General features: G+C 36.5%; 11 protein-coding genes. 6 read left to right on the forward strand and 5 right to left on the reverse strand.

The features are described 5' to 3' along the window. Nucleotides 1-434: 434 nt before the first annotated feature. Nucleotides 435-1,004: a hypothetical protein gene (locus tag BJL90_RS07070; protein ID WP_070965846.1), complete on the forward strand. Its 570-nt coding sequence runs from the start codon at nucleotides 435-437 to the stop codon at nucleotides 1,002-1,004. A gap of 247 nt (nucleotides 1,005-1,251) precedes the next feature. On the opposite strand, the gene BJL90_RS07075 is transcribed toward BJL90_RS07070, so the two are convergent. Beyond that, entirely contained in the window at nucleotides 1,252-2,436 is a 1,185-nt protein-coding gene (locus tag BJL90_RS07075; RefSeq protein WP_070965849.1) for a hypothetical protein, read from the reverse strand. A gap of 197 nt (nucleotides 2,437-2,633) precedes the next feature. Here BJL90_RS07075 and BJL90_RS07080 point away from each other — a divergent pair, with 197 nt between their 5' ends. The 3 genes from BJL90_RS07080 to BJL90_RS07090 are packed head-to-tail and all read left to right on the forward strand — an operon-like array spanning nucleotide 2,634 to nucleotide 5,158. Continuing rightward, nucleotides 2,634-3,464, forward strand: a complete 831-nt coding sequence (locus BJL90_RS07080) for a motility protein A (protein WP_070965852.1) — start codon at nucleotides 2,634-2,636, stop codon at nucleotides 3,462-3,464. Beyond that, entirely contained in the window at nucleotides 3,442-4,167 is a 726-nt protein-coding gene (locus tag BJL90_RS07085) for an OmpA/MotB family protein (protein ID WP_169824198.1), read from the forward strand. The genes BJL90_RS07080 and BJL90_RS07085 overlap by 23 nt, the downstream gene beginning before the upstream one ends. A gap of 49 nt (nucleotides 4,168-4,216) precedes the next feature. Continuing rightward, nucleotides 4,217-5,158 carry an AEC family transporter gene (locus BJL90_RS07090; protein ID WP_070965857.1) on the forward strand — a complete coding sequence of 314 codons (942 nt, stop codon included), beginning with the start codon at nucleotides 4,217-4,219 and terminating at the stop codon, nucleotides 5,156-5,158. 37 nt (nucleotides 5,159-5,195) lie between these two features. Here the strand turns inward: BJL90_RS07090 and BJL90_RS07095 are convergent, their stop codons facing one another. After that, a complete protein-coding gene (locus BJL90_RS07095) occupies nucleotides 5,196-6,401 on the reverse strand; it encodes an NAD(P)/FAD-dependent oxidoreductase (RefSeq protein ID WP_081561883.1) in 1,206 nt (401 codons plus the stop codon). 478 nt (nucleotides 6,402-6,879) lie between these two features. On the opposite strand from BJL90_RS07095, the gene BJL90_RS07100 reads away from it, so the two are divergent. Together BJL90_RS07100 and dmpI are read left to right on the forward strand one after the other, a co-directional pair. Beyond that, the gene (locus BJL90_RS07100; protein WP_070965860.1) at nucleotides 6,880-7,242 is read left to right on the forward strand and encodes a carboxymuconolactone decarboxylase family protein; all 363 of its coding nucleotides are present in this window, start codon (nucleotides 6,880-6,882) and stop codon (nucleotides 7,240-7,242) included. Between the two features lie 89 nt (nucleotides 7,243-7,331). Beyond that, complete coding sequence (gene dmpI, locus BJL90_RS07105) at nucleotides 7,332-7,523, forward strand: 4-oxalocrotonate tautomerase DmpI (protein WP_070965863.1); 192 nt, start codon at nucleotides 7,332-7,334, stop codon at nucleotides 7,521-7,523. Between the two features lie 44 nt (nucleotides 7,524-7,567). On the opposite strand, the gene ppx is transcribed toward dmpI, so the two are convergent. The 3 genes from ppx to BJL90_RS07120 are packed head-to-tail and all read right to left on the reverse strand — an operon-like array spanning nucleotide 7,568 to nucleotide 12,812. Further along, a complete protein-coding gene (ppx, locus tag BJL90_RS07110) occupies nucleotides 7,568-9,097 on the reverse strand; it encodes an exopolyphosphatase (RefSeq protein WP_070965866.1) in 1,530 nt (509 codons plus the stop codon). 23 nt (nucleotides 9,098-9,120) lie between these two features. After that, nucleotides 9,121-11,268: an RNA degradosome polyphosphate kinase gene (locus tag BJL90_RS07115; protein WP_070965869.1), complete on the reverse strand. Its 2,148-nt coding sequence runs from the start codon at nucleotides 11,266-11,268 to the stop codon at nucleotides 9,121-9,123. After that, nucleotides 11,268-12,812 carry a Ppx/GppA phosphatase family protein gene (locus BJL90_RS07120; RefSeq protein WP_070965872.1) on the reverse strand — a complete coding sequence of 515 codons (1,545 nt, stop codon included), beginning with the start codon at nucleotides 12,810-12,812 and terminating at the stop codon, nucleotides 11,268-11,270. Before BJL90_RS07120 ends, BJL90_RS07115 begins: the two co-directional genes overlap by 1 nt. Between the last annotated feature and the right edge of the window lie 160 nt (nucleotides 12,813-12,972).

The raw sequence follows: 12,972 nt of genomic DNA on the forward strand, positions 1-12,972 counted from the left end.
AGATGATGAGATGATGCAAGAAGAGCAGGTAAAACTATTAGATAGGGAAAGTACCCAGCTGTTCTAGGATTAAAGTTTAATAAAATGGCCGCTAAAGATCCTGAGAGGGGTCTTTTTTCTGCTGCTTTTTACACAAACTTTATTGCTAGAAACAGTTCAAAACCTATACTTATCGTAAAATATAAGTATAGCAAAAAGAAAGTGTTAAAAGCGGATAAAGATATTATTAAGGAAAACAAGCAAAAAGCCGATAATATTTATAGAACATGCTATCCTGAATAAGAAGCTACAGTGACAACAACTCAAAAGTGATTGATATTTAGTCTGATGAAGAACCTTCAGTGGGCAATGAATGCTGCTAAGCTGTAGTGATAAAAAACTTTTTAAGGTAGGATGGAAAAAATAAATCTATTGACTTTAAGGGGGAGATTTTGATGAGAATCAACAGTGTACCCGACAAAAATTATTTTTCTAACAGACAAATAACAACGAAAGAGGAGAAACAAAAAAATATTCCTTCAAAGGATAAAGAACTAAAGGATGAATACATACCAACCCAGAAGGAAGAAAAGACTGGGATCTATAAAAAACCTATGCATAAAGTAGATATGGATACCATCCAAAAACTAAAAGAAGAAAGTGAAAGAACCTATAGCCATTTAAAAGAAATGGTAAGACAGCTGCTGGAAAGACAGGGTTTAACCTTCAAGGATCTTGTTGGACTAGAATCAGAGATTAAGGTTGATGAAGAAACTCGTCTAGAAGCACAGGCTATGATTGCTGAAGGAGGGCCATTAAGCCCTGAGGGTGTTAGCGACAATATTATAGCCTTTGCCAAAGCCATTTCAGGTGGTGACAAAGAGAAAATTGATCTGTTAAGATCTGCCATCGAAGAAGGTTTTAAGCAAGCAGCAAATATATTGGGAGGAGAACTGCCAGAGGTTTGTCAAAAAACCTATGACTTAACGATGGAAAAATTAGATGCATGGAAGGCGGAGGAATAATTAAAGCATAATCACAATATTATTGGTTACGGGTCGTTCTCTTCCATCTGATGGCTTATTTAAAAGGAGATCTTTAAAATACATAGCGCTAGATCCTCATTAAGGTACCTGAAAGAAGAAAAATCATCTTCTAGCTTTGGTAGAAGATGACGTGGATAGGGAAAAAACTAGATATTCGGTTGTAATGCAAGAACTTAAAACCCCCCATGTTACTTTGATAACATGGGGGGTTTTTAAGTTCTTTATCTTACTGATAAATTTCTATGGTATTTGTTGCATCCTGCCATATAACATAAAAACCGTAGTTTTCTAAATCTTTGATAGCTAATAAATCTTCACTAGCCGCTATCTCTAGGTCTAGCAGTTTAGAGGCATCTGCCATAGTGATATGGGCTCTTTTATTTACTAAATGTAATTGAAGTTTTCCTGCTTCTACTTCTTCTGCCAGTTTTACATAATCTCCCTCAAGACCGATAACGGCTTTTAATTCCATATTAGAAGTTTCAGCAGAAGTTTGAGTAAGGCCCCCTGTTAGTAGATGAGTAAGTTCTTCTTCTGTAATCGTCATCACTGATGTTGGTAGTTGAATATTAGAAGAAGTGAGTCTTTTAGAAGTAGAAGTACTTTCCATATCTACTTGACCCATAGGGGTTTTTATCGCTAAGGTTGCTTTTTCATTATAGGCATCATCTTCAAATGTGCTTACTTGATGATAGAAGCTTCCTTGAATAAATGCCTTTGCCATTTCCTTATGGGGTGCTAGGAAGGTATTGTAGCTTTGTAAAACCTCTTGTTTTTCTTCTTCTGTTAGTGTGGCTTCAGGTGGCATAAAACCAGCAGGCAATTGATCTATATTGGTGATGACGTATTGGATATAGGCATCCAAAAGGTCGATAAGTTCATCAGATTCTAATGTTAAGGTATAGACATTACCCTCCTGTGTCATACCTAAATCAATACCTAAGTCCATTTCTTCAATGAATGCGATCATATCCTTTAGTATATTAGCATTCATATCCATGTTGTTTTGATTACTTTGTAACATGACATACGCTTCTGGTATATCCAGCGCTTCTTCTTTCCCCATTGCCGCTAGAAGAGCAAGCATAGCTTCTCTATTGATATAAAGATTTGAACCTTGTGTATAAGCTTTAATTGTTGGAATATGTTGCAAGCCTGCTACATCTTCAATATGCATTTCAGTATAAGAGATAAAATCCTTTAGATTTGTTTCTGAATACATATGTACCTTATATTGCTGGTCTAAGTCAGGAGGAACTACTACTGTAAGATTTAATGTTACATCTCCCTCCATAGCGTCCCATTCATACATTGTTTTTAGCTCTTCCCAGTAGGATGCTTCTGCTGGGGCAAATCCAACCATGGTTAACATGGAAGCTACTAGTAGCATAACAACCAGTACTTTTTTCATTTCCTATGCACTCCCTTTCAAGATTTTTTATGAAGAATTTAACACTTATTCCTATATTTTACCATAGAAATGCCTTTTTTTCAAATATTTATGGCAAACTCAGAGGTTTTATCTATTGGCTCATGACTTCATTAAAATAATATGATAATATAGAATAAAATTCATTAAAATGAGAGCAAAATCATTGGAGGCATAGGATGAAAATTAATTTCGAGGGCAAGAATAAAAAGCTTTTGGTGATTGTACCTATGATTTTGATTATTGGACAATCCTTTGTAAGTAGCATTTCTTTAAAACTTCTATTAAACACAACCGCAGTACAAATTATTTTTGCGGGGATTTTTATATCTGTGTTCATTAGTTTTTCTATGACGACGTTAGCAGATACATTGAAAATCACGAAAGAAAGCTTTATAGAAGAAATCAATTATGCTGAGGATATCTATAAAATCCACAGTCTTGCTGTGAAGGTAAAAAAGGATGGTTTGTTATCTATACAATCTGACATCGCTGTAGAAGAGGATGTTTTTATAAGAGATGGCATGATTTTGTTAAATGATTATAAAAAGCCAGAGGTCATTCGGGATATTTTAGAAAAGGATATTGAATCAAGGGAGATAAACTTGCTTAAAGCCTATCATGTTTTCAAAATGATTTCCCATGTTGCACCTTCTTTGGGTCTTATAGGAACACTGGTGGGATTGATAGGGTTATTGGCCAACATGCATCAGCCCTATGAGATCATGAATAATATGGCAGCGGCTTTAGTAAGTACACTGTACGGTAGTTTGATCGCTAACTTTATCGCTGTTCCCATTATGGTAAGAATTAAGGAATATATTGATAAAATTGTTTTAAGGTATGCTATGATTATGGAGGGCATGCTGCTGATTGCTCAAAATGATTCAGCAAGAAACGTGTTTGATAAGATGAACGTTATGCTAAAGGAAGAGCATCGTCTAGAATATCCTGGTAAGAGGGTAAATGAAAGGAACTATCAGCTCCATGAGTTCAAAATACAAGAATAAAAAACCAGAAATAGAGTTTTCAAACAACTGGATTATTACCTATAGTGATATGATCACCATTGTTTTATGCTTTTTTATTATATTTTTTATCTTTACGGCGGAGGAAACCAGTTTGTTACATGATATAAAAGCTGCCCTTTCTTCAGAGGTAGAGGATTTAAGTAGTCAAGTGGATGAGCTTAGTAAAGAAAATGAAGTATTAAAAAATCAAAACCTTTCTTTGGCTGCTTTGCTCTTTGGCTTAGAGGATATAGAAGTAGATATTCAACAATCCCAGGAAGAGTTTATTGCCTATTTAAGAGAACAAGACCTTTTGGATCAAGTCAATATTATACAAAACGATACGGGACTTCTGATTCGATTTAAAGATGGTATTCTGTTTCCAAGCGGACGAGCAGATCTATCGGAGGAGGGACATATCGTATTAAATCATATTGGAGAGAGATTACAAAAAATCGACAATAAAATTATTGTAGCAGGTTATACAGACAATCTTCCTATAAATACGTCTGTATACCCATCAAATTGGGAGCTGTCAGTGGCTAGAGCCATTAATGTAGCCAAAGTTTTAATCGAAGAAAAGTCAGTGGCGGAGGAACGAATTTCTGTGAGTGGCTTTGGAGAAAATCATCCTATTGCCTCCAATGCTACAGCAGAAGGACGAGCCAGCAATCGAAGAATTGAAATTACGATTCTTCATTAAATCATTGCGCCAGCTAAGCAAATAACAATAAAAGGGGACATAATAAAGTATGGTTATTTTTACTGCAATACAAAGTATTCTTAGTATTATTATTTTGATTCTAATCGGTTATATTTTAACCAAAATAGGATGGTTTGATGAAAGCACATCTAAGCTTTTTTCTAGAATGGTTACAACCATCTCTCTCCCAGCACTAATGATTTATAACTTTACCACTTCTTTTACTAAAGGGATGCTTCTAGATTCAGCAATTGGATTGCTGATTCCTTTTTTATCAATATTTATATGCTTCTTAATCAGTGTTGTTTTTTCTCATTTCTTTGTTCAACCCAATAGGCGTGGAACCTTTGAGACAATGTTTACCGTATCCAATACAGTGTTTATAGGTATTCCTGTAAATATTGCCTTGTTTGGAGAAATCAGTGTTCCTTATGCTTTATTATATTTTGTAGCAAATACACTTTTTTTCTGGACCATCGGTATCATGAAAATTAGCCATGATGGTGGAGAGGGAAAGAAGAAAATATTTTCTAAGGAGACTGCAAAGTCTATCTTATCACCCCCCTGTATGGGCTTTTTTGTTGGGGTGCTTCTTGTGCTTTTGGAAATCAGATTGCCTAGCTTCATCGTGGATACCAGCAGATATTTAGGGAATTTAACAACCCCTCTATCTCTGCTTTTCATTGGCATGACTTTTCATTCTATTGATATCAGGAAGCTTTCCTTTAGCATAGACCAATTACTTTTGTTTTTGGGTAGATTTTTGATCGCTCCTCTTGTGGTCTATCTTTTAGCGATTTTCTTTCCAATTCCTCCGCTAATGTTCAAGGTGTTTATTATTCAATCTGCTATGCCTGTGATGGCACAGGTAGCGATTGTTTCTAAAGCCTATGGGGGAGATTATGAATATGCTACCCTTATGGTTACTTTTACAACCCTAGCCAGTGCCTTAATCATTCCTTTATATATGGTGTTATTGAGTAGAATTTAGTAGGACAGGGGCGGTGTTTCGCCCCTGTTTTCATCCTTTACTGGAGGAGATCTTTGAGAATCTCCTGATGATTTTTACCTGTCTTCAAGGCTTCTGCAATAGAAATTTTATTGTTGACTGCCTTTTTTACCTTCGGTATCTTTGCCATATCATTGATGACTACACCACCAGTAATGATACCATCAGTGACATAGAACTTATAGTGGACCTCTGCATCTCTATCTGCTATCGTATCTGTGAAGTTTTGTACATTTCCTATAGAAAAGACCGACAATCCTCCAATGTTTAGCAATGTACTCAATTGACTGGGATGATAGGTTTTTGTACCACCTGTCATATTTTCTCCAGCTACCTTTCCTTGATCAGCGGCGGTATTCCATAAACCCAAAACGTTGCCATCTATTTCTGCTACGTCTCCTGCAGCAAAAACATTTTCTAGGTTGGTTTTCATATGGGGGTCTACGTGAATACCTTTATCTGCTTTGATGGTGAGACCTTTTATGAGGTCTAAGTTGGGGCGAATGCCGGCTGAAAATAATACAGCATCTGTTTGTAGCTCTTGACCACCTTTTAGTGCCAATCCTGTGACCTTTTCTTCTCCTAAGATTTTTTCAGCGGCTGTATTTGTATAGATATTTAATCCTTTTTCCTCTAATTTTTTAGTAAATTCTTTTGAAATATTTTCATCTAACTGTCTTGGCAGTAGATAAGGGAAAAACTCTAGAACATTTACGCTTTTGCCTAGTTCTTTGATGGCCCAAGCTGCTTCTAGCCCCAATAATCCCCCTCCGATGACGGTAACGGTATTACAGTCTTTTAAGTAATCTTGAAGGTTTTTTAAATCCTCTAGCGTCCTGAGAGCAAAGACCCCCGCTAGCTCCCTTCCAGCGATGGGAGGGACAAAAGGACTACTGCCGGTAGCAATTAACAATTGCTCATAAAATACCTTCTTGCCACTGGATAACTGAAGCTCTTTTTTCTGGGGATCAAGTCCATCTACAGTTACACCTAGCTCTACATGCACTTGATTCTCATCATACCATTGCTTTTTACTAACGAGTAGCTCCTCATCTTGAAAATTTTTACTAATAAAGTGTGATAGTTTGACGCGATAATAAGTTAAATATTTTTCACAACTGATGATTTTTATACTTCCCTGAGCATCAAGTTTTCGAATGGTTTGGGCGGCAGATAAGCCAGCAATGCCATTGCCAATAACAACGTACTTGATTGTTTCCTGCATTTGATAAAAGCCTCCTTCTTATTTGAGCATGATCATTGGATAAACCTATGCTCTTAGTATATTAAAATTTATAGCACTATATTTATATACACTTTTTTTACCCATTTGATTTATATTAAAATCATAAAACAGGGAATTATTTCAAGTTGAGTAAATAGCCTCCATTGACAAATACAGGTTTCCTACCTACAATGAGATGAGAAAGGGGGAATCGGATATTTCATCCCCCAGTAAATCCTACAGCGGTGGTTGCGTTAGTGGAGGAAGCTCCTGTCTTACCACAGGATATAGAAGATTTCGTTTTAGAAAGGGTTCCTTATCAATATTGGTGGCTAAGAAAAGGTTGATAGAAAAAAATAGTGAGAAAAAAGCAGTGATATATGCCTAAGCCATATATTTTCTTCATATTGAACTTCTAATCCATAGTTGGTATACTGAAAGAGTAGTACCAACTATTTTCTTATAAAGGAGTGTTCTTATGTCAAGAGGTCCAAGAGAAATATTCAATGAATTTGCGCAGGGACTACAAGAGGTGCAGACAACCAACAAAGCCCAAGTGGAAGCTTTTATGAAGTTAAACGCAGCAGCCTACAAGACCGATGTGATGGATTTAAAAACAAAGGAATTAATCAGTGTAGCAATCGGTGCCTATAATCGTTGCGAGTATTGCATCGTGTATCATGTGTATAAGGCACTAGAGGCTGGAGCAACTCGTGAAGAAATTATGGAGGCGGCGATGGTAGCGGTTGCCTTTGGAGCAGGGCCTTCTATGGCTTATTCTGTAACACTATTAAAACAATCTATTGATGAATTTGAAAAGGACTTCTTAGCAAAAGCTTAAAGATATTACATAATGCATAGATCATAGGATTTTGGAAACCATAAGTTTGCAATCATTTTAATGAAATCTTGAAATGCAGGAGGTAAGTCATGCCATACATTAGTTTTGACGGTCCTAAACTAACCAAGGAACAAAAGGAAAAATTAGTAAAAAAACTGACAGAGGCTTCTACCAGTGTGCTAAGTATGCCTAAAGAAGCTTTTACTGTAGTGATTAAGGAAAACGATTTAGAAAACATTGGGGTAGCTGGAGAACTGTTAGCGAATAAATATAAAAAGTAATTTCATAAAACCAACCATCCTTCATTAGAGGATGGTTGGTTCTTTTAGTGAAAAATATTGGCATGGATTTCTAAACCTTTGTGAAATATCTTTTCGAAGCATTTTTCGTATTTCATGGCGCCGCTGATTTCTAAGTCTACAGGATGATCCGCTTGAAGCCTAATTTTTACCTTGTTGGGGGTGATACTACAATAGAGATTTTTTACACCGCCATAGCCTCCACGATCCAGTTTTTCGGCAATCTGCAGGAAAATCGTAAGTTTTCGTATAATATCATGATCATTTTTATCAATCAGCATGGTATAATTTCTCCAGTTTTCACGAAATTTCATTTCACGATGATTGGAGACGATAAAAGCACACATCAGTCGTTCTCTATTTCTAAGACCATTTAACACACTGTTCAGTACAAGATAGAAGCCATGCTTATGATGATTATAATAATCAATATACATGCCAATGTCATGTAGCAGGGCAGAGGCCATCAAAAGTCTTCTTTCTTCTTGCCCTAAGCGATGGATTTCTTTGGTTTCGTCAAATAATGCTAGGGCCAAATCTTTTACATGATAACAGTGCTTTCTGTTCATATCATAATTGATCAATAGGTTTTCAATGCTGTGTAGTAGAACATCCTCTACTAAGTCCTGTTGTTGCGTCATGGCCAGGTAGTTTTTATAAAAAACCCCCTCCCGTAGTCCATTACCACTAATGATCAATTGGGTACCTCTGATATATTCCATTAACAATTTAATAGGTACAAGTCCAGCGGTTAAAATATCCCCCCGTTCCTTTTTTACACCGGGAATTTTTTTTATGGCTGCTTTATTTCCGTGGTTAACTTTTTCGTAAATAGCTAAAACCTCTTGAAAAGTGATCTGATAATTATGCAGGCTCACTAAGGGAAATCCGATGATGTGCTTATTTATTTTTGCCAGGGTTCGAATCGTTCCCCCTAGCCCTACTATAGGCAAACCGTCTGCTTCTTTTAACCAAGGTATCTTATCAAATTGCTTCTTGATAAAGTTTTCTAGCGTTTTTACAGCAGAAGCTTCAATTGTATCTTTAGGTAAAAACATTTCAGTTAAGGTAACAGCTCCGTAGGGGAGACTCACAGCTTTTTTTAATTGCTTATTTTCTATCCAAACTAATTCTGTGCTGGCGCCCCCGATATCGATCATCAGAGCGCTTTCTAATTTGATGGTATTGATTACCCCCATATAACCGTAATAGGCTTCTTCCTCACCAGTGATAACATGAAAGGAAAAACCCGTTTCTTGTTGTACTTTTTCTAGAAAAGCCTCTTGGTTTCTAGCGATTCTTACGGCAGCGGTAGCGATAGGGAAGATTTGATCTACCTGATGAACATTGATTAACTTTTTAAATAGTTTTAAGGTATCAAGGGTTCTTTCCATGGGAAGAGGCTTTAGGATTCGTTCTTCCCCCATACCTTCACTTAATCGTACCATTTCCTTTGCCTGTTCAATCATTTTATAGGAGGCATCTTCATAAACCTTCATAATAATCATGCGTACAGAATTAGATCCTAAGTCGATGATGGCAAGTTTTTTGTTCATAAATTTTCACCTTCTATTGTGGGTTAGTTTTCATCTTGTTGTATGCGTTTATCCGACAGGATAGGTTCGAAAATGGCTTGAGACCTCTCCTGTAGGTGCTTTTTCGTGGTTTTTAAAGCAAATTTACAAAAATATTTTTGGGAATGCAGCAGTTTTTTTCCCCGCTTATCTATTTTTATGTACTTGCCTTCGGCATTCAGTTGTTTTGCTTTGATTGTATCCAAAAGGGTGATCTTCAGGATATCAATAATTCTTTCCTTGATACGAAGGCTTTCTATAGGAAAAAGTATTTCTACCCTTCTATCTAGATTTCTTGGCATCCAGTCGCAGCTGGACAAATAAAGATTTTCTTGACCATCGTTATAAAAATAAAAAATTCTACTATGTTCTAAAAATCTGCTAACAATACTAATCACGGTAATATTTTCACTGACACCTGGAATGCCAGGCTTCAGACAGCAGATTCCTCGTATGATCAGCTCCACCTTTACACCAGCAATAGAAGCACGATAAAGGTTTTTGATAATTTCTGTATCTACCAAGGAATTCATCTTAGCAATAATTCTTGCCTTTTTGCCCCTTTGAGCATTTTCAATCTCGTTTCCGATCAGTTGTAGAAACTTGCTTCTTAAATTGAGGGGAGCTACCTCCAGCTTGTGTAAATCAGGGGGATCAGAATAGCCGGAGAGCATATTAAAAATGGCAGAAGCATCAGCACCGAAGTGTTGATTACAGGTAAATAACCCCATGTCTGTATAAAATTTAGCGGTAATATCGTTATAATTGCCTGTACCTAGATGAACATATCTTTTGATCCTATTTTCTTCCATACGAACAATCAGGGTAATTTTACAGTGGGTTTTTAACCCCACAAGACCATAAATTACATGACATCCTGCTTTTTCTAGTTTTTTTGCCCACTGAATATTATTCTCTTCATCAAAACGAGCTTTTACCTCCAGCAACACCGTCACTTGTTTTCCTTTTTCCGCTGCCTCCATCAATGCTTGAACAATAGGGGATTTACCGCTGACACGATAGAGGGTTTGTTTGATGGCTAATACCATAGGGTCATTAGCAGCTTTTTTTACAAATTCCACTACTGGATCGAAGCTTTCATAAGGGTGATGGAGGAAGATATCTTTTTTATCAATGGCTTCAAGAATATCTTCGCAATCGATTAAATCCTTTGGGGTCTGGGAGATATATTCTGTATATTTTAAATGATCATAACCTTTTAGATCGTATAACTTCATCAAAAAGGTTAAGTCTAAAGGACCATTAATAGAATAGATTTCTCCATCATGGATTTCTAACACATTTTTTAGTATATGGACAAGTTTTTCATCCATATCTTCATCTACCTCCAGCCTAATGGCAGCCCCCCACTTTCTCTTTTTTAAAGAGCGTTCGATTTCAATCAAGAGGTCTTCTGCTTCCTCTTCTTCGATGGTTAAGTCTGCATTTCTGGTGATCCTATAGGGATAGGCACAAAGGACAGTATGGCCTAAAAATAAATCATCAATAAATAATGCAATAACTTCCTCCAACAGGATGAAGCACTGATGTTTATCGGTGACCTTAGGAAGTTCAATTACTCTAGGCAATACAGAAGGTACTTGAACGGTGGCAAAAATCACCCCATCTGGCGCCTCCTTTTCCTCTATCAGTACGGCAATATTTAAGCTTTTGTTTAAGATCAGAGGAAAGGGTCTACTGGAATCTACTGCCATGGGCGTCAGCACAGGGTAAACAAAGGTTCGAAAATACTCCTGTAAAAAACTTTTTTGATCCTCCGCCAGCTCTTCTTTCGTAATAAGGTAAAGCTGATGCTTTTTAAGAATCGGCATGATAGATCGATTGAAAATATGATACTGCTGCGAGACCATTTGCTGTGTACGGAGAGAAATCTCCTTTAACTGTTTTTTAGGGGTTAAACCAGAGGGATCTGGCTTATGGTAATTTGCGTTAACCTGATCCTTTAGGGAAGCTACCCGAATCATAAAAAATTCATCCAGGTTAGAGCTGGTAATGGCTAAAAACTTTAATCTTTCCAGCAGAGGGTTTTTATTGTCTCGTGCCTCCTGCAGAACCCTATCATTAAACTCCAGCCAACTTAGTTCCCTATTAATAAAGTATTCACTTTTATTTAAGTTTACTTCCTTCAACATCATATCTCCCTCTTTATATGTAAAATAGGTGTTATGCCAAATACCTCCTGAAAGAAAAAGGATTTGGCTTCAAAAGTCCATTCCTCCAATAAAATCTCCTCTGCTGTGGTGGCTTTAATGATCATCTTGTTTTCCTGGAGTTTTACCTCGATATTCTTAACTTTTTGTTGATGACTACGATCTAAGGCATCGGCGATTCTGATGATAGATACCAGCTTTGCAATAATCACCCGATCATCGTGGCTTAATCTGTTGAAATTCTTGTGATTGATGGTAGGGGTCAAGGTACTGTGATACTTTGCTATATTTGCTATAATTTCCAATTGTTGCTGAGAAATACCCATGATATTGGAAGCCATAATAATATCATAAGAATGATTATAATGTTGGTTGATATTAATAAACTTCCCAACATCATGAAGAATCGTCGCCAACTGCAGTAAAAATCTTTCTTCTTCGCCTAAGCCATGTAATCGCTTGAGTCCATCAAAGAGTCGAAGGGATTTATCCATCACTTCATTGGCGTGATTTTCGTCATAACGATATTTTTTTGCTAAGGAGCGCACTAAGGTGAAGATATCGTGAAGAAATTCCTGTTTTCTCTTGGTGTTTAACTTTTGGTCGATTAAATCTGCTACAATACCATCCTCAAGATTTACCAAAGGAGCATAGATTTGAGGTGAGGAGGTCATACCTAAAAATACTTTCAAAAGGATCAAGGAGGGCATCAGTGTATAGGCTCCTTCTTTAGAAATCTTATAAGAACTTAAAATTTTGTGGGAGGGTTTGTATAGAAGGTTTTGGTAGATGGTAAAAAACCGGTCTTTTTCTATATAATTGTTATTACAATCACACAGCTTACTAAGATCCTTCATCACATCCCCCAGTACAATAAAGTGCTTCACATTACTATGCATATCGAAGGTTTTTGCTAAGATATCTGTATTGCTTTTAATGTAGTCCTCCAAGAGTTTAGGAAAGTCTAAGGTTTTGCTTTCTAATTCAGATAAAACCTCCTTTAGACGTAGTGATCCCAGCTTTAGATTTTGACTAAAGGTTAAGTTACCTTGCTGATAGATGGAGACTTCGATATTACCTGAACCAATATCCAATACCATAGACCCTTCTTCCCGGATTTTTTCATGATTTTGTAAATTTTCCCGAATGGCTTTGTAGGTAAGAAAACGCTTCACGGAACTATTGATGATTTCAATCTTTAATCCAGTTTTAGAATAAATCTGATCTAAAATATAATCCTTGTTTTCGGCTTCACGAATACCGCTGGTGGCTACGGCACGATAGGTTTTTACCTTATATTCACTCATTAATTTCTTAAAGCCCTTCAAGACCTCACAAATTTCGTTCACAACCTCATAGCTTACCTTTCCTTTGGAAAAGGTATCTCTCCCTAAGGCAATAGATTTACTGACGATTTCTAAGGGTCTTATTTTGCCATCTGCTAGAACTTCTGCTATATTCATTCTTAAGGCACAGGAACCTACGCTGATTCCTGCCATAATGACCAAAGTGTTTTTATCATCCATATAGATTTCTCCTCATTAGAAGTGGTAAAATTATTGATATTATACCATAAAACCCTTGATGCTAAAGCAAATAAAAGTTAAATTTTTAGAAAATGTAGCCCTTAGTATATTAAAATTTAGGGGCACACATCTATAAAGGCTTTTTGATCTTAATCTAAAG

This window comes from Clostridium formicaceticum (assembly GCF_001854185.1).
Lineage (GTDB): Bacteria > Bacillota > Clostridia > Peptostreptococcales > Natronincolaceae > Andreesenella > Andreesenella formicacetica.